Source organism: Candidatus Poriferisodalis sp., from assembly GCF_965215815.1.
In the GTDB taxonomy this organism is placed as follows: Bacteria; Actinomycetota; Acidimicrobiia; order Acidimicrobiales; family Poriferisodalaceae; genus Poriferisodalis.
The window spans coordinates 1,128,708-1,149,677 of the sequence record NZ_CBDCEO010000012.1 but is presented as its reverse complement, the minus strand read 5'-3'; the positions used below and the strand labels follow the sequence as shown (position 1 = coordinate 1,149,677).

Sequence of the window (20,970 nt, the reverse complement as noted above, 5' to 3'; positions counted from 1 at the left end):
ATTTGCGCACGGCGCGCTTGCAGTCAGTTCGCATCGGGACCCTCTCCTTCCTCCGACGGCCGCGGGACGCTCTGGCGCCCCCGGTTTGTCGGGCTCGGTGCCCCAAGCCCCTCAGGGAGTCCCGGATCGCCGCTCAGCGTGCCTGGCTCGTCGCTGTCGTTCCTGACGGGTTCTGCTGGCGCTGGGGCAGGCTCCTTGAGCGTCTTGGGAGCTGGCGGGGGCACGTGCCGAATGTGCTGGACCGTCGTGCGGTAGAAGCCGTCCACGGCCTGAGCCACAGAAACCGCAAAACTGTTCTTTGCTGTAGCGGAGCGCGAGCGTCCCATCTCGGAGAGCTGAGTCACCCGGAACCTCGCGGGCGGGCGCTGAGTGCTCGTGAAGGCCCTCGCAGGGTCCTTTCTCAGCTGATCGAGCGTTGCCTGCTCCGGATTGGAGGATCGCTCCGCAAACGCCTCGATGACAAGCTCGCCGGGCGCCTCCCGCAGCTCTCGCAGGAGCCAGCTCACCCGGCCTTTGGCACCCTTGTCGGTCGGTGCGCCGAAGTCGGCTTGCAGCATGATCCGCCCTGACCTCAGGTCCGCAGTCACGGACAGGTCCGAGATGGCGCCAGGGATGCGGAGCTGACCTGTCAACTTCCCCTCATCGCACAACTGCTCGGCCATTTCCTTTTCCCTCAACGCAGGGTCGCTGCGGTGAGCGCGGGGAATGGGCTCGGACACATCGGAACGAAGCGCAGCGGCAAGGTCCAAAGCGCACGAATGCAGCAGTTGATCCCAGCGTTTGCAGATGTCGTGCACTTCCGCCGTAGGCCGCGACAGCAGACCGTCTCGAGTACCTTGCCAAACCGTCGTCCACCCCTTGCCCATGTCACGCGACTGAGCAACCCCAGACCTTCCGTGCTGCAAGTAGCGAATCAGTTCACCAAGCAGCCAAGCCTGCTCTTCGTCGGTGACCCCCTCGCTGCCGAGCTCCCGAATCGACTCCGACAAGATGCGCGCCCACGAAAGATGATGCAGCGCAACCCCCTTCGGAACGACAGCCCCTTTCGTCGGATGCGCTCCGTCAAATGCAGCCACCTCCGTCGAGATCGTCAGCACACAATCAAAGCCCTCGCGCTGAGCGAGCCTGAGGTAGTTCGCGAGCTGGTCAGCGTCCAGCCTGCTCGCCCCGGTCTTCACCTCAATCAGCGCTGTGAACGAACGCCCCCGACTGCTCACAGTCACAATCCCGTCAGGCCGCAACCCCTCCCCGTCGGCAGTCTCAAACGGCACCTCAGTCCACGCCAGCACCTCAGCCGAATCCGACAGGCTCGCCCCCAACGGACCGAGCAGACGTTTTGAGAGCGGGCGCACGACTTGCAGAACCGACAGCAGCGCCGAAGTCGCCCGGACCTCCTGCTCCGCCTCCTGTCTCAACCCCGACACGGCAAACAGACGCGCCCGAAACTGCTCCTCAATCATCGGCCTGTCCCTTCAGCCACAAGGCACGCAGTTTCGCGCGATCCCTCACCCATGAGTGTCAGATTTAGGATGTACGGCGGTGGGCGCAGCTAGTCGACGCGGCGGGCGTCGGGGATCAGGTTGATCTCCCAGATCACCTCTTCGAGCCGGTCTTCGGCCGAGACGGCCTCGTAGCGGCACGGCCGCTCGGCGGTGACCGTCGACGGTGCTGGAGTGAGCACTGTGGAGGGCCGGGGGTGGCAGAACTGCACCACGCTGAGCCGGCCGGCGCGCTGGTCAGGGTCGGCCTTCACCCGGTGCCAGCCGGCGCCGATCAGGCCGTTGGTGACGTGCTCCAGCATGATCCCCGAGTTGACGATGACATGGTCGGCTGGCGGAGCCGCGTCCACCCACTGGCCGTCGATGCGCACCTGCAGGCCGCGGTCGCTCGCGCGGGGCAGTGCAGTGATGAGGTTGATGTCGGTGTGTTCGTCGGCCCAGATGTGACCCTCAGCACCGCCGTCCGGGGCGCTCGACATCGGCGGGTAGTGGATGGCTCGGCTGAGGTGCGTGCCGTAGGTGGTCATATTGTCGAAATAGGTCTCGTGGGTGCCGATCCCCTCGGCGATGACCCGCAGGAATCGCCGTTGCAGGTCCACGAGCCGGCGGTGGAACTCGATGAGGGTCTCGCCTGCGCCGGCAATGTCGGCGTCCGGGAAGACCGATGGTCGGTACCAGCGCGCGTACTTGACCGTGAGCGGATGGCCGGCGGGCGGCAGGTCGCTCCAGTTGAACATCTCCTTCCAGTCGGGCAGATCTGAGACGGCGGCGGTCTCGGTGAGCGGTCCGGTGTAGCCGCGCGCCCCAAATGACTCAGTGTCGACATAGCGCGCCTTGGCGTCGGGTTCGAGCGTGAAGAATCTCCCGAGTACGCCGTAAGCGTCGTCGAGCAAGCCGCCGGACAGGTCGTGGGCCGTGTAGACGAAGCCGGTTCGCAGGCTCGCCATGACGCCGTCGGTGACAGCTCGTCGCTGCGTCGCTGAGCCTCGCTCGAATGCGAGCAAGTCCACATCGAGGATCTCGTCCATTGCGCTCCTCAGTGCCGCTGCTGGTTTGCTCGCCATTGCTCGTAGCGCGCCGGGTCGGTCCAGGCGCCAGTCTCCGCGTCGAAGCGAGCGGCCTCGGGGACCATCATGCCCGGATCGGTCGTGCGGGCCAGCGTGCTTGACACTTGGCCCACCCAGTCCGGCAGGTCGAGCAACAGGTGGGCGGGACAGTCCTGTGGCGGACGGGCTGCGATCGCCACCTCCGGCAGTGATGCGATCGATGCGTCGCGGCTGGCCGGATCATTGCCGTAGAAGACCGGGTCGTGAATCTGATGCCACTTGTCGGCCCCCATCACGATCACGTCGAAGCCGGCCGCGATGTCGGACAGCAGCTGCACGTCGGTGACGACGATCTCCAGCCAGTCGAGTCGCGACGCAACCTCGTTGAGCACGTCGACACGATCTTCCAGGCTCGGGCGCTGTACGTCCTCCTTGGCGAGCGCCACACGGCTCACCGACCACACGAGCTCATCGAGGCAATGCTGGTCCCGAGCCGCCTCGCTGATGGCGACGTGGGCTCTGGTCGGTGGGTTGAACGAGCCAGGGAACACGCCGCGGCGCAACGCGTCGCCTGCCCCCGACGCCGAGGATGCGGCAGCATGCGGTGCCGCTGCGGGATCGCTGGCCGGATCGTGCGAAGCGACCATGGACAGCCTCAGTCGGCGCTCGGGCCGATGTTTCCAGTGGTAGTGATCGTGCCGGGGTCTTCCTCGGAGAGCTCGCCGATCACTGCAGCTTGGTGACCGCTGCCGCGCAGCTCGCGGACAGCTTCGTCGGCCCGAGCGGAACCGCAGCTGAACAGCAGGCCGCCCGACGTCTGCGGATCGCCCAGCACGGTGCGCGTGAGCGAGTCTCCGCCTTGCAGCCGTCCCTCGAGATGGTCGAGATTCCGTTGTGTGCCGCCCGGCACGAAACCGTCAGTTGCGAGCCGCAACACGTCAGGCAGCAATGGCATTGCGCCAGCGTCCAGGACGGCACTCACCCCGCTGGCGGCCGTCAGCTCGGCAAGGTGCCCCAGCAGACCGAATCCGGTGACGTCGGTGGCGGCTGTGGCGCCCGAGTCCGCAGCGATGCTCGCTGCGATTGCATTGAGACGGCTCATCTCGGCGACGCCGGCGGTGTAGGCAGCGTGGAGATCGCCGCCCGGGGCGACCTCCTCGGGTTCTGAGCGCTTGAGCGCTGTTGCCAGCAGGCCGGTGCCGAGCGGCTTGGTGAGCACGAGCGCTTGGCCCGGCTGCCCGCCGGCATTGGTGAGCAGGTCTGCCATGCCGGAGCCAGCTGAGAAGATGCCGATCACCGACATGCCATAAAGCGGCTCGGGTGCGTCGATCGTATGACCGCCTGCCACGATCCAGTTGCCGTCCGATGCAGCGTCGGCACCGCCGGCGAGCACCTCGCCCAGCAGATCCAGCGGCAGTACGTCGCGGGGCCAAGCGGCCAAGTTGAGCGCGAACAACGGCTTGGCGCCCATGGCGTAGATGTCGCTGGCGGCGTTGGCTGCAGCGATGCGGCCCCAGGTGCGGGCGTCATCGATGATCGGTGCGAAGAAGTCGGCCGAGGTCACCAGCAGCTGGCCGTCAGCGAGCCGCCACACGGCGGCGTCGTCGCTGGTGTCGGTGCCGACCACGAGGTCGGGGTGAGTCGGGGTGCTCAGATGGCGCAGTACCTGCGCCAGCTCGGAGGGTCCGAGTTTGCACGCTCAGCCCGCACCGTGGCTGTACTGGCTCAGCCGGAATGCTGAGCTGTTCTGCGACACAGCGGCAACGGTACCGAGGCCCCCGGCCCGAGCGGCCGGTGAGCGAAGCGAGCAAGAGCGGTAGATGCGGCGCTGAGGTGGCCGTTAGTCGTAGCTGCGCACAGCGTCGACGATGAGTTCGAGGGCGGCTTCGGCATCGATGCGGTAGGCAACCTCGCAGTTGGGCGTGGCCTCGGTTCCTGGTCGCTCGTCTGCAACGGTCATGCCGCGCGTGAGCTCGCCCGATGTCTCCACATCGACGTGGCGGGCGCCGAATTCGAACAGATCGGGATGGGTGACCGCCAGGACTGCGCAGGGATCATGCAGGGGCGCAGCTTCCAGGCCGGCCCGTTCGCGATAGCCAGCCAAGGAGAAATCGAACAATCCGGCCACGAAGGTCGTCGCCGTGCTGCCGTGGTCGCGGAGTTGAGCGATGACATCGGGCCCCACGCATAGCTGGTGGGTGAGGTTGAGCCCCGCCATGCGAACGAGCGGTGCGCCGCAGGCGAGCACGATCTGCGCGGCGTGAGGGTCGGCCCAGATGTTGAACTCGGCCGTCGGCGTGACGTTGCCTGGTCCCACCGCACCGCCCATGAGCGAGATGCCTGCCAGCCGCTCGACGATGTCGGGAGCCTGCCGAATGGCGAGCGCCACGTTGGTCAGCGGTCCGACCGGGACGAGCCAGACGTCGTCGTGAGCCCGGACTGTCTCAATGATGCAGTTCACCGCATCGTTGCTGGCTGCGGTGCCATGCACCTCCGGCCGGGGCGGGCCGTCCAGCCCGGTGTGTCCATGGGCGCGCGGCGCATGGGCGGCCGGTACCAGCAGGGGGCGGTCCGCGCCGGAGTGAACCGGTACGTCGAGGCCCGCGAGCTGGCACATGAGCAGTGCATTCGCTGTGGTCATGTGCAGCGGCGCATTCCCCGACACGGTCGTTATGGCCAGGATCTCGCAGTGGCGAGCCGCCAGCAGGATCGCCACTGCGTCGTCATGGCCTGGATCGCAGTCGAGAATGATCTTCGGCCCTGTCATATCGATAACGCACCCATATCGACAACTCGGGGCTAGAGCTTGGTGATGCTGGGGGCCGGCGCTTCGGTCTCGCCCCAGTAGTGGGGGAGGCGCAGGTAGCCGAAGCGCGCCAGCTCAATCGTGGCCGGCACGCCCTGGATCTCCTTGAGTCGCTGGATGCTGCGAATGTGGGAGGCCATCTCGTAGAAAAGCATCCAGATCGCGCACTCGAGGGTGTTCACGATGAGGCGTTCGTCGTCAGGGTCGTGCCAGGCGCCCCGCGGCAGCACGGTGATGGCATCGTCCCAGAAGAGCGTGCTGTGACGCGACTCGACCATCTCGCGGAATGTCTCGATCGGATGGGTGGCGACGACGTAGCGCATCCAGCTCAGGCCGAGGTCCAGCTTGTCAAGCAGGTCACCCACGTCCCAGAACAGCGCAGGGTCGAGCCGCAGCCCGTGCTTGTTGTTGCGGCCCTGGTGATGCTCAGCCCACACGATCGGCTCGGGGATGTCGCCATCTGGCCACAGCAGTGAGCCGCAGCGGCGTTTCGAGAAGATCAGCGACACCCAGGCAATGTGCGAGATCTGCCGCCGGATTGACCACCACATCAATTCCCGATCGGGAGATTGGTCGTCGAGGTCGAGCTGTTCATTGCTCAGCCCGTCGATCTCGGCACGCAGCCACATGTCGATGTGAGAGAAGTACGGCATCGTGCCGGGGCCGGCATCGGCCGGCATCTCCAGCACAGCAGGATCGACTCGTGCCATAGGCGAACGCTAGGCGGTCTCGAAGGCGCGTGGATCGGGGCAGGCGCACATGAGGTTGCGGTCCCCGTAGGCGCCGTCGACACGGCTGACCGGCGGCCAGTACTTGTCCGCGACCAGCGACGCAAGGTTCGTTCCCGCCGGATAGACAGCCTCGGTGCGGGAGTACGGATGGTCCCATTCGTCGGCCAGCACATCGATCGCTGTGTGCGGCGCATTCACGAGCGGGTTGTCGTCGGCTGGCCATTCGCCCGAGGCGATCTTGTCAATCTCAGCACGGATCGTCGCCATGGCGTCGCAGAACCGGTCGATCTCCGCCAGCGACTCGCTCTCGGTCGGCTCGATCATGAGCGTCCCGGCGACCGGGAACGACATGGTCGGGGCGTGGAAGCCGAAATCGATGAGCCGCTTGGCCACGTCATCGACGCTCGCCCACGCGGAGAACGGCCTCAGGTCCACGATGCACTCATGGGCGACCAGGCCGTACCGGCCTTGGTACAGGGTCGGGAAGTGCTCGCCAAGGCGGGACGCCAAGTAGTTGGCAGACAGGATCGCCGTCTGGGTGGCTCGGGTCAGTCCCTCGACTCCCATCATTGCGATGTACATCCACGGGATGGGCAGGATCCCCGCCGATCCCCACGGGGCAGACGAGATCGCACCGGGACCGGTGTCAGGACCGGCATCTGGCTCCAGCGGGTGATTCGGCAGGTACTTCGCCAAGTGCAGGCGGCACGCCACTGGTCCGATGCCTGGACCACCGCCGCCGTGAGGAATGCAGAACGTCTTGTGCAGGTTCAGGTGGCTGACGTCGGCACCGAACGTGCCGGGTGCCGCCAAGCCGACGAGCGCGTTGAGGTTGGCGCCGTCGACGTATACCTGCCCACCCGCTTCGTGCACCTTGAGGCAAACCTGCCGGATGCCGTCCTCGTATACGCCGTGCGTGGACGGGTAGGTGACCATGAAGGCCGCCAGCTGCTCGCCGTGCTCGGCGATCTTGGCGTCGAGGTCTTCGAGATCCACGTCGCCGTCGTCGGAGCAGCCCACCACGACCACCCGCATGCCCGCCATCACTGCAGAGGCAGCGTTCGTGCCGTGCGCCGATGAGGGAATGAGGCACACGGTCCGGTGCGGATGGCCCCGGTCGTCGTGGTAGCGGCGGATCGCCAGCAGACCTGCCAGCTCGCCCTGGGAGCCGGCGTTGGGTTGCAGCGACACCGCGTCATAGCCGGTGATCTCTGCCAGCCACGCTTCGAGATCGGCGATCAGCCGTCGGTAACCGGCGGACTGGTCTGCCGGTGCAAACGGGTGGATCTCCGCGAACTCCGGCCAGGTCACCGGGGTCATTTCGGCCGCGGCGTTGAGCTTCATGGTGCAGCTGCCCAGTGGGATCATCGAACGATCGAGGGCAACGTCATAGGAGGCCAGACGCCGCAGGTAGCGCATCATCTCGGTTTCGGAGCGGTACGCGTCGAATGTGGGGTGTGTGAGGAATTCCGTCGTGCGCTTGAGCTCCGATGCGATACCCGACGGAGCCGTCGCTGCTGGTGCAGTGACGAACGCACTGCTGCGGGCTTCGGTCGCCCCAGCAACGCCGAACGCTGCGAGCACGTCAGCCACCGTCGCGTCGCCGCAGGTCTCGTCGAGCGACACGCCCACCGTGTCGTCGTCGACGCGTCGAAGGTTGATGCCCGCGTCCGCAGCGGCGGCCAGCACCCGGTCGGCTCCGTCGGGGACATCCACGGTCAGCGTGTCGAAGAACGATGTGTTGCGCACGTGCAGGCCGCCGTTGCGCAGGCCCGCAGCGAGTCCGACAGTCAACCCGTGTACTCGCTCTGCGATAGCGACAAGACCTTCGGGGCCATGCCAGACGGCATACATCGAAGCCATGACGGCAAGCAGCACCTGTGCGGTGCAGATGTTGCTGGTGGCCTTCTCACGCCGGATGTGCTGCTCGCGGGTCTGCAGCGCCAGCCGGTACGCGGGCCGGCCGGCGGCATCGCGCGAGACGCCGACGAGCCTCCCGGGCATCGAGCGCCGATGCTTCTCGCTGGTCGCAAGGAATGCCGCGTGCGGTCCGCCGAAGCCCAGTGGAACGCCGAATCGCTGCGAGCTGCCCACGACGATGTCGGCGCCTTGCTCGCCAGGTGGCCGCAGCGCGCAGCACGCCAGCAGGTCGGTGGTGACCGTCGCAATGGCCCCCGTGCCATGCAGTGCTTCAATCACAGGTTCAAGGTTGCGGACGGCACCGCTGCTGCCGGGATACGACAGCAGTGCCCCGTAAACCTCCGCTGGCTGCAGGTCGGTGCCGGGATCGCCGATGCAGATGTCGATCCCGACGGGCACGGCACGGGTGACAACCACATCAATCACCTGCGGGTGGCAATCGGCGTCGACGAAGAAGCGGTCCGGCCCGCTGCGCGTGATCCGACGCGCCATGGCCATCGCCTCAGCGGCGGCGGTGCCCTCACACAGCAGCGACGAGTTCGCGATCTCCATGCCCATCAGGTCGCAGATCATCGTCTGGTAGTTCAGCAATGCCTCGAGCCGGCCTTGGGAGATCTCGGGTTGGTACGGCGTGTACGCGGTGTACCACGACGGGTCTTCGAGCACGCCCCGCCGGATGACCGCTGGGGTGAGCGTGCCGTAGTAGCCGAGCCCGATGAGCGAGCGCGCCACAGTATTGGCTTCGGCGAGTTCCCTGATTGCCGCAAGTGCCTCGTTCTCGCTCATCGGCCGTTGCAGGCCGGCGAGCGCGAGCGGCTCGTCCAGCCGGATCTCGGCAGGAACCGCAGCATCGACGAGTTCCTCGAGCGAGCTGAACCCGAGACGCTTGAGCATGGCGGTGGTGTCGTCGGGCCGCAGACCGATGTGCCGCGTTGCGAACTCCCCAGGTGCTGCGAGGTGCTCTTGGGAATCACTCATACGTGTCACTCATACCTTGGGACCCTGTTTGCGTTCGGCGAGCTGTTCACGACGGCCGCCAGAAGCGATGCTCCACAAAGGGCAGCGGGGCGACCCGGCATGGCTCGGGACCCTTGCGGCCCTCGGCGAATAACTCGGTGCCGTCGCAAGCGTGTTCGGCGGCCACATAAGCCATGGCGATCGGCGCGTCGACGGTGGGTCCGAATCCGCCGCTGGTGACGATGCCGACATACGCGCCGTCGGCGTCCGCCAGCACAGCACCGTCGCGGATGGGCCGGCGGCCCTGCGCCGCGACGCCGACCCGGTGCCTCGGCGGTCCCGCGCACAGCTGGGCTGTGATGGTCTCGGAACCGGGAAAGCCGCCTTCGGCGCGCCTCCGTTTCGGAATAGACCAACCGAGACCGGCCTCGGCAGGTGTCGTCGCCTCGGTGAGCTCGTGGCCCACCAGGGGAAGGCCCGCTTCGAGCCGCAGTGTGTCGCGGGCGCCGAGTCCTGCCGGGGAAACTTCGTCGCAGCTCAGTAGCAGCTGCGCGAGATGCACCGCATCGGTGGAGGGCACGGCTATCTCAAAGCCGTCTTCGCCGGTATACCCGCAGCGCGACACCTCGCACTCGACTCCGTCGATCGACATGGCGGCCGTCGACATGAACGCGAGCTTGGCTGCCGGCGGCGCCCAGCGTGCGAGCACTTCAACCGCGGCGGGCCCCTGAAGTGCCAGCAGTGCCAGGTCATGGCGCACCGCAATCCGTACGTCGCCGTCGTCGCCTCCACCGTTGACGCCGCGCAGCATTGCGAGATCGGCGTCGGCGCGCACGGCGTTGACCACAGCGCGCAGCCGGTTTCCGTGGTTGGAGACGATGAGATCATCGAGCACGCCGCCAGCGGATGTGGTGAACAGCGTGTAACGCATGCGCCCCGGGGCCAGGTTGACAACAGAGCCGGGAACACAACGTTCCAGCCACGCCGCGACGTCGGCAACCTCGTCGCTGCGGTTGGGGTGCAGTTCGATGATGCCCATATGGCTCACGTCGAACAATCCCGCCGCAGTACGGGTCGCACTGTGCTCGGCGATGGTGCCCTCGAATCGCATGGGCAGTGCATGACCGCCAAAGTTGGCCATCCGACCGCCAAGCTCGGAGTGCAACTTGAACAGCGGCGTGCAGAGGCCACCGGTCGCGGGGTCGACACCGGTCTCACCGGCGCGGCTGCCTCTTGCGTCAGTCATCAGCGGAGGTTTCAGCCAGCCAGCAGAGCGGCGATGCGATCCTTCGGACGTCCGACGATGGCCCGGTCGCCGCATACCACGACGGGGCGCTGCATGAGCGCTTTGCGCTGGCTCAGCAGCTCGACGACCGCCATGGGATTGCCGACGTAATCGTCGGCATTCAGGCCCAGTTTCTTGAACTGCGAGTCCTTGCGCACCAGGTCTTCGACGGGATCCTCGAGGATCGACACGATGTGCTCAAGCGTCTCACGGTCGGGTGGTGTCTTCATGTACAGGACGATGTTGGCTTCGACTCCAGCTTCCTCGGCGACCGCCAAGGCATTCCGCGAAGAGTTTCAGTGGGGGTTGTGAAAAATGGTCACTTCAGCCATGAGCGCGAAGCTAGCTGGACCGAGTCGCCGTAGCGTCGGCTGCCTCGACTTCCTCCCGTGTCACGCCCAGCATGAACAGGATCGCGTCCAGATAGGGCACGTTTACGGTGGTGTCGGCTGCATCGGCCAGGACCGGTTTGGCGTTGAACGCGATTCCCAGCCCGGCCGCGGCCAGCATCGGCAAGTCGTTCGCGCCGTCTCCGACGGCCACGATCTGCTCCAGAGGCACGCCTTCGATGTAGGCGATCTGGCGCAACAGCCGCGCCTTGGCTTGGGCGTCCACGATGTCGCCGACGAGTTCTCCGGTCAGCCTGCCGTCGCGGACCTCGAGTTCGTTCGCATAGGCGTGATCGAACTTGAAGCGTTCGACCAGATGGTCGGTGAAGTGCGTGAAGCCGCCCGAGATGATTCCCACCCGGTAGCCCAGCCGGCGCAGGGTGCGCACAAATGTGCGAGCGCCACGTGTGAGGACCATGTCCTCCAACACGGCATCGATGATTGAGGTGGGTTGGCCGGCGAGCAGTCGCACCCGTTCCCGCAGCGACGTCTCGAAGTCCAGCTCGCCCGCCATCGCAGCTGCTGTCAGTTCGGCCGACCGCTCACCGTGTCCGGCCTCTGTCGCCAGCAGGTCGATCACCTCGTCGCGTATGAGCGTCGAGTCCACGTCCATCACGATCATGCGTGTCGAGCGGCGCGAGAGGCCGTGCTGCTGCACGGCGACGTCGATACGCCGCTCAGCTGCGACTTCGATGAGGTCCGTGCGCAGCTTGGCATCGTTCGCTCCTTCGACGAGGAACTCGTAACTCCACACCGGGAAGCGGGACAGCCGGTGGATGCGGTCGATGTTCCCGCCGCTGGCGGCTATGGCACCGGTGACGATCGACAGGTCCTGGGGGCTGAGCTCGGGAGCGAGCGCGGTGACAACGAGCCGCTGTACGTGGCGGGTCGGTGTGGCGTCGACGAACTCGAAGTTCATCTCCAGCCCCCGCTCGTAGCCGAACAGCAGAACCTCCTTGATGAGGTCGCGGCCAGCGGGAACCGTGATTGCGAGCCCAAGCGTGAGCTGGCGTCGCACGACCACCTGCTCCATGTCCTGCACGTCCGCACCGACACCCGAGAGCAAGGCGAGCAGGTCGGTCGTGATGCCCGGGCCGTCGGGGCCGGTCACGCGGATGAGAATCGTGTCAGTCAGCGGGGCCGCGGCATCGAGGGCCATCAGGTCGGGCAGGCTACTGGGCTGTCAGTTCCGGCAGCCCAGGCGTAGGCTGATCCCATGCCGCTCTATCGATCCGTCACCTCCACCGCTGGCCGGAATCAGGCCGGGGCTCGTGCGTTGTGGCGGGCCACCGGCATGACCGACGAGGACTTTGGCAAGCCGATCATCGCCGTCTCAAACTCGTTCACCCAGTTCGTGCCCGGTCACGTGCATCTGAAGGATATGGGCCAGCTTGTTGCCCGTGAGATCGAGGCCGCTGGCGGCGTTGCCAAGGAGTTCAACACCATCGCCGTCGACGACGGCATCGCTATGGGCCACGACGGGATGCTCTACAGCCTGCCGTCACGAGATCTCATCGCTGACTCGGTGGAGTACATGGTGAATGCGCACTGCGCAGACGCTCTGGTGTGCATCAGCAACTGCGACAAGATCACCCCCGGAATGCTCCTGGCGGCGATGCGCCTGAACGTCCCGACGGTGTTCGTGTCAGGCGGGCCGATGGAGGCCGGCAAGACGAAGCTTGCCGAACAGAAGGTGGATCTCATCAACGTGATGGTCGTGGCGGCCGATGACTCGGTGAGCGACGAGGACGTGGCCGAAATGGAGCGCGCTGGCTGCCCGACCTGCGGCTCGTGCTCGGGCATGTTCACCGCCAATTCGATGAATTGCTTGACTGAGGCGCTGGGACTGTCACTGCCGGGCAACGGCACCGTGGTGGCTACCCATTCAGACCGGCGTGAGCTGTTCTTGGAGGCAGGTCGGCTGGTAGTGGACCTGTGTCGGCGCTACTACCAGAACGACGACGACTCGGTCTTGCCCCGCTCTGTCGGCAGCATGGCGGCTTTCGAGAATGCGATGACGCTCGACATCGCCATGGGCGGCTCGACCAACACGATCCTGCATCTGCTTGCCGCAGCGCAGGAGGCGGAACTGGACTTCACGATGGCCGACATCGACCGCCTGTCGCGCAAGGTGCCGAACATTTGCAAGGTGGCTCCCGCGTCCGAGTATTACCACGTCGAAGACGTCCATCGTGCGGGCGGCGTCATGGGCATCTTGGCCGAGCTGAATCGGGCAGGGCTCATCAGCAACCAGGTGCCCACGGTGCACTCGCCGACGATGTTCGAGTCGATCTCGCGCTGGGACGTCGCCACCAATGACGACCCCAAGCTGTCCGAATTCTTCCGTGCCGGTCCTGCGGGCATTCGCACCCAGGTGGCATTCAGCCAATCCGAGCGCTACCGGACCCTCGACACCGACCGCGAGCGCGGCTGCATCCGCTCAGTGGACTGCGCGTATTCCGCCGACGGCGGGCTGGCCATCCTCTACGGCAACCTCGCCCCCGACGGCTGCGTCGTAAAGACGGCCGGCGTGGACGAAGCCAACCTGGTCTTCTCCGGACCCGCGCATGTCGTCGAGAGCCAGGACGAGGCCGTCGAGCACATCCTCGAAGGCGGCGTGGTTGCCGGTGATGTCGTGGTGGTTCGCTACGAAGGCCCGCGCGGCGGACCTGGCATGCAGGAGATGCTCTACCCGACGTCGTACCTGAAGTCGAAAGGCCTCGGCAAAGCGTGTGCCTTGGTCACCGACGGGCGTTTCTCCGGTGGAACCTCGGGCTTGTCGATTGGCCATGTCTCGCCCGAGGCGGCCTCCGGTGGGCTCATCGGTCTCGTAGACGACGGTGACACCATCGAGATCGACATTCCGAATCGCACAATCAACCTCGCTGTCGACGACGCCGAGCTGGAACGGCGCAGGGCCCGCCAGGACGCAGCCGGTTGGGAGCCAGCGAAGCCGCGGCCGCGCCAGGTGAGCACAGCGCTTCGCGCCTATGCCGCCATGGCGACAAGCGCAGACCGGGGTGCGGTGCGCGACCTGTCACTGCTGGGCTGAGTCGTCCGCTGTGCCCTGCGGCCGCGAGCGGCCCGCTTGAGGCGTAATTCCGCAGAGCCGACGCTGCCGCCGTAGCCTCGCACCGGTGATGGCCAGCGGCCCGACGCATCTCGACTCGGCACGTGGCTGGGTCACGGCCTGTGGCGCGGCCCTCAGCGTGATGGCGGCGTTCGGGGCGATCTACAGCTTCAATGCGTTCGCGAAGAGCATGGCGGACGAGTTCGGTACCGGGCACGGACCGATCAGCCTCGTGTTCGGGATCACCGTGTTTCTGTTCTTCGGCAGTGCTCTGGTCTCGGGCCGCTTGTACGACCGGTTCGGCATCGCTCCGCTGCTCATCGTCGGAGCAACGATGTTTTGCGGCGGTCTGTTTGCCATGTCACAGGTATCGGTGTTGTGGCACGGATACGTGCTGTTCGGCGTCGGTCTTGGTTTCGGTGGGGGTCTGTTCAACGCACCTTTGTTCACACTCACGGCGATGTGGTTCGCGCGTCATCGCGCCGTGGCTCAAGGCATCGTGGCGACGGGCTCGGGGCTGGGGACGGTGTTCTTCGCGCCGCTGGCGCAATGGCTGCTCGAGGTCTATGGATGGCGTGGCGGCATGAAGGCGCTTGCGGTGGTGTCGGCTGGGATCTTTGCGGTAGCGCTCTTCATGATCAAGCGGCCGCCGAAGATGGAAATGGGCGACGCTGGACGTCACGTCTCCTTGGTCGTGCGTTCCGCTGCTTTCTGGCAGATGGGGGTCTCGGGTGTGTTCTTCACTATGGCCGTCATCGGCTCATTGGGTTCGGTGGTCACGTTCGCCCAGGACGATGGCCTCCCGGCGCGAGCAGCGGTGGCGCTGCTCACGATCATCGGCTTCGCGAGCATCGTGGGGCGCATGGCGCTCACGAGCCTGGCCCGACCGCTCGGCTCGGTCCGACTGGTCAAGATGGCATTCTTCGGGCTGCCCGTCGCTTACGCGATCTGGTTCGCGACGACCCGAGTGAGCGCACTCGAGGCAAAGTTCGTCCTGCTGATCGTGTTTGCTTCGGTCCTTGGAGTGTCCTATGGCGGCTTCGTGGCGCTGCTCGGTGACGTCACAGCCCACTTGTTCGGATTGGTGGGCCTCGGCACCGTCATGGGCATGCTGTTCTTCAGCGCCGGGACCGGGGCGCTCATCGGTCCGCCCTTGATGGGCTTCACCGCCGATGCAACCGGCGGTATTGGCTTGCCGATCGCCATCTCGGGCGTGATCGCGGCGGTGGGAGTTGTGGTGCTCTTGCCGATGACACGCCACCCTCTGGACCTGCCTACCTATGTCGGTCCTGGCGCACCACCGAGCCCGGCGCCTTCAGCGTCGACTCAGCCGTTGGTTCGGCAACCGTTGATTCCCCAGCGGCTGGTACGGCAGCCCGCTGTGCCGATGGTGAGACCGGTGGGCGACGTCTTGGGTGCGGCGCTCGAACGGCCCCGCTCCGCGCCTTTACTCGATGCCCCGCCTGACGTCTTCTGGCCTATTCCCGACGACATCGCGAATGATCGAAACGGTGCGGCTGGGCCAGTCACGGTGGCGGACTTGACCCGCAGCAACTGAGCTCGATCGCTGGTTCACTTGCGTAGGGCAGGACCGACGGTTCCGGCAGCGAGGAGACTGGTGTGAGCGACGCATCGCTGAGTCCGCAGCCGACCGACGAGGTCGCCGCAGCACCGGTCGAGGTGTTGCGGGGGGCGGTGCTGGATCCGTGGATCGACTACAACGGCCACCTCAACGCCGGCTACTACCTGGTGGCCTTTGATGATGCCATTGCACCTTGGATGGACTTCATCGGGCTTGGTGCCGCGCATCGGGCAGTTCGGGACATCACCACGTTCTCGGCACAGAACCACATCGCGTACGTGCGTGAGATCGGCCCCGACGAGCCGTACGTGATCTCGGTCCAACTGTTGGGCTTCGACCGCAAGCGCATTCACGCCTTCCAGGTCATGACCCAGACGCGGGAGGGCTACGTGGCGGCCATCTGCGAGGTCATGTCGTTGCACATTGATGGGCCGACGCGCCGCGTGGCACCGATGGTCGACGAGCCGTTCGAGCGGCTCAGCGAGATCTGGTCGGTGCATCGGGAGCTGCCGGTGCCGCCGCAGGTCGGCCGCTCGATTGCCATCCCGCCTTCGGCGGAGGGTTTCTGGCATCCAGACCTCGTCTGACCGTTCGGAACAGTCAGCTCGACCGGGCGCCGAACCGGTCCCCGGCCGCAGTCGGCACGCCCTGACTATGTTGCGGCCGTGGAGATCTTCGGCGTGGTCAACGCCTCTCCAGACTCGAAGGCCGACTTCTCGGTGGTGCATGACTGCGCTGAGGCAGCCGCACGCGGCACCACGTTGCTGGCCGAAGGTGCCGACTACTTCGACCTCGGGGGTGAAGGCTCCACGCTCGGCAGCGACGAAGTGAGCGCTGGGGAGGAATGGCAGCGGGTCTCTGGGCCGTTGCGCGGGCTGCTGTCGCTCGGTGCTGATGTGGCGATCGATACCCGCAAGCCCGAGGTGGCTCGCCAGGCGCTCGACGCTGGCGCCGCTGTGCTGAATGCCGGCGACGCACTGCAGTCGGCTGAGATGGTGGAGCTTGCTGCCGAGCGTGAGGTGACGGTGGTGCTGCCGTTCATGCTGGGGCGAGACTTCCGTAGCGTCCGGGACGTGAGCGGCGACCCCGTTGCCGTGATGGTGGAGTGGTTCGGGGAGCACATCGAGCGCTTGCGACGAGCCGGGGTCGCGCAAGAGCTGCTGCTCGACTGCGGCGTCGGATTCGGTCCCCACGACATGGACTGGCCAGAGCGTGCGGTGTACCAACGGGCCATCTACAGCGGTCTGGGGGAGTTGCGCCGATTCGGCTTGCCGTTGTACGTGCCGGTGCCCTGGCTGCAGACGCCGGACCGGATGGAACTGCTCGACCTAGCGCTGTTGCAGAATCCCGAGTACGTGCGCGCTCACCGTCCGGCTCAGGTGCGCGAGCACTTCGCTGCTATCGGCGGGGCGACTTCGGCGATGATGCCGCCTGATCAGCTCCAGAGCTGACTGGCGGCCCGTCGGCGCACGCCAGCAGCCCGGGCACCGAGCCGACAGATCAGCCACAAGGCACCGAGCCCGTCACACCCAGGGTCACACCCAGGCCCGAACCACTGGCCCAAACAGCATGACCGTCACACCCCGCGCGTAGACCAATTGGCGAACGATCATACGCAAAGACGTACGTTTGTTTGTAATAGATGATATACTCTCGAAATATAGCGAAGGAGGTGAAACTGATGGAAAAATATCGAAACGGTGAACACTACGGCTCCGAGCAGTCGCCGGAGCGGTCGCCGTTGGCGGAGCATGGATGCTCGCAGGCGGCCGGGGCCGGCAGGCCGGGCATGTTCCCGTTCGCGTCGCCGGCGGATCTGGATGACCGCGCTGCGTGCATGGGACCTGCGGCGTTGCTGGACGAGGCTGCGGAGCGAATCCGTTCAGCGGATGCGTTCGGGCTCTGCCGAGATGATCTCGAAGAAACCGTCCGAGGACTCACCCGCGTGCGTTCAGCGGTGGATGCCTGCGAGGCGCGGTTCGCTGCTGAGATCGACCGGCTCGACGACTTCGGAGATCGCTCCGCAGCGGTGCTGCGGCGCCTGTCGGGTTGTTCCGGAGCGGCAGCCAAGCGTGCTGCTGGACGCGCCGGGGCGTTGGTGCAGATGCCCAATGTGGAGGCGGCGCTCAGCGAGGGGCGCATCACTGCCGAGCATGCCGACGTGCTCACCAACGCAGCCGGCATGGCTGGTACCGACGCGGTGAACGACGCTGCTCGGCTATTGGAAGTTGCGACCTCGACGAACGTCGAGTGCACCCGCCGCGCCGCGAGCGACTGGATGCGCGAACTGCGCAAAGGCCTCACACCCGAAGAGGAATATCGCCGTCAGCGTGCCCTGCGACGACTGAGCATCACCCAGACCTCTGAAGGGCTCATCAAGGCCACAGCCCTGATGGACCCCGCGACCGGTGCAGCGTTCAAGGCGATCATCGACGACATGGCCCAGCGCTTGGCCGAAGCCGACCGGGCACGATGCTGCGATCCTGATGCTCCCGAGCCGCGTACCTACACCCAATGCCGCGCCGACGCGCTCGCAGCGTTGGTCGGCACCGACAATCGCCGTGCCGCCCGCCGTTGGCACGCCGAGGTCGACCACCGCGATGCCGCCTCCATCGCCGAGCGCAACGGCTGGTCGCCGCCGGCACCGCTGCCGCCCCTGGCACCCGACCACCTCGCCGGGTTGCCCGCAAGCGCTGGACCATTTGGCTCGGTCGAAACCGAACCGCTGCCCATTGAGAATGGAACAGCTCCCAACGCCACGCCGTCGCAGTTGCCATGCGACGCTTTAATGCGGCGTCGCAACCAGCTAGTGATCGTCGCGGACACACGCGCCGTACTAGGCGACGAGTGGGCCGACTGCGAGATCCCCGGCACCGGACCCATCCCCACCCACGTACTCGAACGACTCGCCTGCGGCGCAGACATCTTCGGCGCAGTCTTCGACGGCAAGGGTCAACCGCTATGGCTCGGACGCAAGGTGCGCACCGTCACCGACGCCCAATGGCGCGCACTGCTCGCTCGAGACCGCCACTGTGTGATCTGCGCAGCTGCACCAACCTGGTGCGAAGCCCACCACATAGTTCCCTGGCAGGCCCCAGCTCGAGGCCGCACAGACATCGACAATCTCGCCCTGCTCTGCTACCGCTGCCACCACCAACTCCACGACAGCCGCGGCCAGCTACAGCGAACATCGTCCACCAGCTTCACCATTGCCCACAGCCGTCAACGCGAATGAGCCAACGACGTGTGGCCAATCGAGATTGCAGTCGGGTGGCCGCTACCTCCGCGTTGGGTCGGCTCAGCCGGGGACGGGTTCGAGGGCGACGCGGACGTGCTTGTGGTGCGGGGTCAGCGACAGCCAGTCGCGGTCTTCGATGTCGGTGAGCTCGTTCACCGCCACACCGTGAATCTTGTGCTCGCCGGTCTCGTCGGGATACTCGGTGCCGAAGCCGTGGGGGAGGGTGACGTGCCCGGACATCACGGTGTCGGTGACCTCGGCAGGGGCCTCGGCCTCGCCACGCTTGGAGACGATCTTGATGCGGTCCCCGTCCACGACGCCGAGCGTGGTGGCGTCGTCGGGGTTGATCCGCAGCGAGCCGGCCTTGTCCTTTTTGCGCCACTCGGGATCGCGGATCACATCGTTGGCGTTCGACGAACGGCGCTCGCCGGCTGAGAGCACGAACGGGAACCGGTCGCCGCCGCGGGCAGGCTCCTCGTCGGCCAGTGACCTGTACTCGTCGGCGAGCTCCTCGATGAAGAGATGGATCTTGCCGTCAGGATGCGCGATGCGGTCCCAAGTCTGGGAGTACTCGCTGACGCTGTAGATCATCCCCGAGGGCGAGTCGACCAGCTTGTCGAACAGGTTGTTTGCCAGCTCCAGGCCATCTCCGGAGATGCCCGCAGCCCGCACCTCGTCGGGATAGCGCATCGAGGCTTGCATGGCGGCACCGAACATGATCGCGGCCGGTGCCATGTTGCCCAGCGTCGGCCCCAGGGCGTCGTACAGCACCACTGGCAGCTTGGCGCCGACATCGGGATCGGTTGCCGACGCCTCGCCGAGCGCGGCAATGAACGACTCGCGGCCCTGCTGTGCGGCATCAGCGAGATCGGTGGTGGCGTTCGGCTTGCCGCCCATGGCCGCCACAAGCCGGCTGTGAATCTCGGCCTCGGGCAGCGAGTCGCCCAACGGTTCCAAGATCGGGTGGCGGATCTGGAAGTAGTTCGCAGGCATCTCGCCGGCAAAGAATGTGGCTTCGGGCTTCTCGTACTGCGAGGCGGCCGGCAGCACGTAGTCGGCGGCGCGGGCGGTCTCGGTCATGGCCACGTCGATGACCACGAGACACTCCAGCTTGGCGAAGGCCTCCCGGAATCGCTTCGAGTCCGGCAATGTGTGGAGCGGGTTGGCCGACTCGACGATCATTGCCCGGAACCGGTTCGGGTGGTCAGTGTCGATGGCGTCGGGGATGGCGGCGCAGGCCATGAGGCCCGACAGCATGGGGCTGCCGGTGACGGGATCGACTTCGCCCTCGCCCGAGTGGCCGCATATCGGCGCGAGCCGCAGCGGAAGGTTCATGCCGCCGGGCATCGCGAAGTTGCCGGTCACCAGGTACAGCAGGCGTTGCAGCCAGCTGTTGAGCGTCGAGTGGGGAGCCATCTCGATGCCGAGGTCTTCCTCGGTGGACAGCGACTGGGCATTGCCCATCGTGCGGGCTGCGGCACGCAGTTCCGCCTCGTCGATGCCGCACTTGCGAGCGCAGTCGGCAATGTCGGTGCCCAAGATCAGGTCTCGCAGCTCATCCCAGCCGGTGCAGTGCTTTGCCAGGAACTTCTCGTCGGTGAGGCCCTCGGTGATCATGATCGCCAGCAGTGCCGCCAATGCCCACGCATCGGTGCCGGGGCGTACTCGCAGGTGGTGATCGGCCATCGCAGCCGTCTCGGACACCCGCGGATCCATCACGATGAGCTTGCGGACGTCGTCGTTGCGGATCTTGTTCAGCTCGTTGCGGGTTTCGGGGAAACCGTGGCTCTGCCAAGGATTCTTGCCGATGAACACAGCGCAGTCGGTGTGCTCGAAGTCGCCCATGGCGCCGAGGTTCTGTTTGCCGAACATCTTGCCCTGTGCCCAGAACATGCCGGTTTTTTCTTGGGCGAGCGCATTCGAGCGGTACTTCACGCCCAGGGTTTGCAGCACGCCGCGTGCATAGGCACCGGGGAAGTGGTTGCCCTGCCCGCCGCCGCCGTAGTAGAGGATCTTGTCGCCGCCGACCGAGTCGCGGATGCCGGTGAGCCGCTCGGCCACCTCGGCGATGGCGACGTCCCACGAGACCTCCTCGAACGTCCCGTCGTCCCGCCGGCGCAGCGGCGTGGTGAGCCGATCACGGCCGTTCTGGTAGTAGTCGATGCGCAGGGCCTTCTCGCAGGTGTAGCCCTTCGAAGCGGGATGTTCCTTGTCGCCTCGCACGCGTGTGATCTTGCGGCCGTCGAGACGAACCTCGATGCCGCAATTGTTCGAGCACAGGATGCAAGCGGTCTTGTGCCAGATCTTGGTGGGGTCCTCAGCGCCGTCGGATTTTGCTTCGGCGGTCGCTGTAGAGGCTGGAGTATCCGTGCCGGCGCGGCTGGCACGAAGCGCTGCAAGACGGGCTTGGGCATCGGACATGGCATCCCCTCAAGGTGCGGAGGCGT

General features: G+C 66.1%; 15 protein-coding genes and 1 pseudogene. 5 read left to right on the top strand and 11 right to left on the bottom strand.

The window, feature by feature from the left end:
* Positions 1 to 23: 23 nt before the first annotated feature.
* The 10 genes and pseudogenes from ACOOHB_RS07080 to serB form a co-directional block, all read right to left on the bottom strand.
* The gene (locus ACOOHB_RS07080; protein WP_420444093.1) at positions 24 to 1,460 is read right to left on the bottom strand and encodes a hypothetical protein; all 1,437 of its coding nucleotides are present in this window, start codon (positions 1,458 to 1,460) and stop codon (positions 24 to 26) included.
* A gap of 89 nt (positions 1,461 to 1,549) precedes the next feature.
* The gene (locus ACOOHB_RS07075) at positions 1,550 to 2,527 is read right to left on the bottom strand and encodes an isopenicillin N synthase family dioxygenase (RefSeq protein WP_420444092.1); all 978 of its coding nucleotides are present in this window, start codon (positions 2,525 to 2,527) and stop codon (positions 1,550 to 1,552) included.
* Between the two features lie 8 nt (positions 2,528 to 2,535).
* On the bottom strand, positions 2,536 to 3,192 hold the full coding sequence (locus ACOOHB_RS07070) for a hypothetical protein (protein ID WP_420444091.1): 657 nt from the start codon (positions 3,190 to 3,192) through the stop codon (positions 2,536 to 2,538).
* 8 nt (positions 3,193 to 3,200) lie between these two features.
* A complete protein-coding gene (selD, locus tag ACOOHB_RS07065) occupies positions 3,201 to 4,301 on the bottom strand; it encodes a selenide, water dikinase SelD (protein ID WP_420444090.1) in 1,101 nt (366 codons plus the stop codon).
* Positions 4,302 to 4,385: 84 nt separating this feature from the next.
* Complete coding sequence (locus ACOOHB_RS07060) at positions 4,386 to 5,312, bottom strand: nucleoside hydrolase (RefSeq protein WP_420444089.1); 927 nt, start codon at positions 5,310 to 5,312, stop codon at positions 4,386 to 4,388.
* 32 nt (positions 5,313 to 5,344) lie between these two features.
* Positions 5,345 to 6,061 (bottom strand): hypothetical protein, encoded by a 717-nt coding sequence (locus ACOOHB_RS07055; protein ID WP_420444088.1) that lies wholly within the window; start codon positions 6,059 to 6,061, stop codon positions 5,345 to 5,347.
* Positions 6,062 to 6,070: 9 nt separating this feature from the next.
* Positions 6,071 to 8,980 carry an aminomethyl-transferring glycine dehydrogenase gene (gene gcvP / locus ACOOHB_RS07050; RefSeq protein WP_420444087.1) on the bottom strand — a complete coding sequence of 970 codons (2,910 nt, stop codon included), beginning with the start codon at positions 8,978 to 8,980 and terminating at the stop codon, positions 6,071 to 6,073.
* A gap of 46 nt (positions 8,981 to 9,026) precedes the next feature.
* On the bottom strand, positions 9,027 to 10,205 hold the full coding sequence (gcvT, locus tag ACOOHB_RS07045) for a glycine cleavage system aminomethyltransferase GcvT (RefSeq protein WP_420444086.1): 1,179 nt from the start codon (positions 10,203 to 10,205) through the stop codon (positions 9,027 to 9,029).
* 11 nt (positions 10,206 to 10,216) lie between these two features.
* A pseudogene (locus ACOOHB_RS07040) lies at positions 10,217 to 10,525 on the bottom strand (arsenate reductase family protein); the annotation flags it as partial.
* Positions 10,526 to 10,586: 61 nt separating this feature from the next.
* On the bottom strand, positions 10,587 to 11,792 hold the full coding sequence (serB, locus tag ACOOHB_RS07035; RefSeq protein ID WP_420444085.1) for a phosphoserine phosphatase SerB: 1,206 nt from the start codon (positions 11,790 to 11,792) through the stop codon (positions 10,587 to 10,589).
* Positions 11,793 to 11,849: 57 nt separating this feature from the next.
* Between serB and ilvD the strand changes: the two genes are divergently transcribed.
* From ilvD to ACOOHB_RS07010, 5 genes are all read left to right on the top strand, one after another.
* Entirely contained in the window at positions 11,850 to 13,685 is a 1,836-nt protein-coding gene (gene ilvD / locus ACOOHB_RS07030) for a dihydroxy-acid dehydratase (RefSeq protein ID WP_420444084.1), read from the top strand.
* A gap of 88 nt (positions 13,686 to 13,773) precedes the next feature.
* Positions 13,774 to 15,261, top strand: a complete 1,488-nt coding sequence (locus ACOOHB_RS07025) for an MFS transporter (protein ID WP_420444678.1) — start codon at positions 13,774 to 13,776, stop codon at positions 15,259 to 15,261.
* Positions 15,262 to 15,323: 62 nt separating this feature from the next.
* Positions 15,324 to 15,872 (top strand): thioesterase family protein, encoded by a 549-nt coding sequence (locus ACOOHB_RS07020; protein WP_420444083.1) that lies wholly within the window; start codon positions 15,324 to 15,326, stop codon positions 15,870 to 15,872.
* Positions 15,873 to 15,950: 78 nt separating this feature from the next.
* Entirely contained in the window at positions 15,951 to 16,736 is a 786-nt protein-coding gene (locus tag ACOOHB_RS07015; protein ID WP_420444082.1) for a dihydropteroate synthase, read from the top strand.
* 230 nt (positions 16,737 to 16,966) lie between these two features.
* Complete coding sequence (locus ACOOHB_RS07010) at positions 16,967 to 18,520, top strand: HNH endonuclease (RefSeq protein ID WP_420444081.1); 1,554 nt, start codon at positions 16,967 to 16,969, stop codon at positions 18,518 to 18,520.
* A 63-nt stretch (positions 18,521 to 18,583) separates the two neighbouring features.
* On the opposite strand, the gene ACOOHB_RS07005 is transcribed toward ACOOHB_RS07010, so the two are convergent.
* Positions 18,584 to 20,944: a molybdopterin-dependent oxidoreductase gene (locus ACOOHB_RS07005; RefSeq protein ID WP_420444080.1), complete on the bottom strand. Its 2,361-nt coding sequence runs from the start codon at positions 20,942 to 20,944 to the stop codon at positions 18,584 to 18,586.
* Between the last annotated feature and the right edge of the window lie 26 nt (positions 20,945 to 20,970).

What these genes read in the sequence shown, in the direction of transcription:
- ACOOHB_RS07080 (WP_420444093.1), bottom strand. Translation starts at nt 1,460, where the DNA reads ATGATTGAGGAGCAGTTTCGGGCGCGTCTGTTTGCCGTGTCGGGGTTG.
- ACOOHB_RS07075 (WP_420444092.1), bottom strand. Translation starts at nt 2,527, where the DNA reads ATGGACGAGATCCTCGATGTGGACTTGCTCGCATTCGAGCGAGGCTCA.
- ACOOHB_RS07070 (WP_420444091.1), bottom strand. Translation starts at nt 3,192, where the DNA reads ATGGTCGCTTCGCACGATCCGGCCAGCGATCCCGCAGCGGCACCGCAT.
- ACOOHB_RS07060 (WP_420444089.1), bottom strand. Translation starts at nt 5,312, where the DNA reads ATGACAGGGCCGAAGATCATTCTCGACTGCGATCCAGGCCATGACGAC.
- ACOOHB_RS07055 (WP_420444088.1), bottom strand. Translation starts at nt 6,061, where the DNA reads ATGGCACGAGTCGATCCTGCTGTGCTGGAGATGCCGGCCGATGCCGGC.
- gcvP (WP_420444087.1), bottom strand. Translation starts at nt 8,980, where the DNA reads ATGAGTGATTCCCAAGAGCACCTCGCAGCACCTGGGGAGTTCGCAACG.
- gcvT (WP_420444086.1), bottom strand. Translation starts at nt 10,205, where the DNA reads ATGACTGACGCAAGAGGCAGCCGCGCCGGTGAGACCGGTGTCGACCCC.
- serB (WP_420444085.1), bottom strand. Translation starts at nt 11,792, where the DNA reads ATGGCCCTCGATGCCGCGGCCCCGCTGACTGACACGATTCTCATCCGC.
- ilvD (WP_420444084.1), top strand. Translation starts at nt 11,850, where the DNA reads ATGCCGCTCTATCGATCCGTCACCTCCACCGCTGGCCGGAATCAGGCC.
- ACOOHB_RS07025 (WP_420444678.1), top strand. Translation starts at nt 13,774, where the DNA reads ATGGCCAGCGGCCCGACGCATCTCGACTCGGCACGTGGCTGGGTCACG.
- ACOOHB_RS07010 (WP_420444081.1), top strand. Translation starts at nt 16,967, where the DNA reads ATGGAAAAATATCGAAACGGTGAACACTACGGCTCCGAGCAGTCGCCG.
- ACOOHB_RS07005 (WP_420444080.1), bottom strand. Translation starts at nt 20,944, where the DNA reads ATGTCCGATGCCCAAGCCCGTCTTGCAGCGCTTCGTGCCAGCCGCGCC.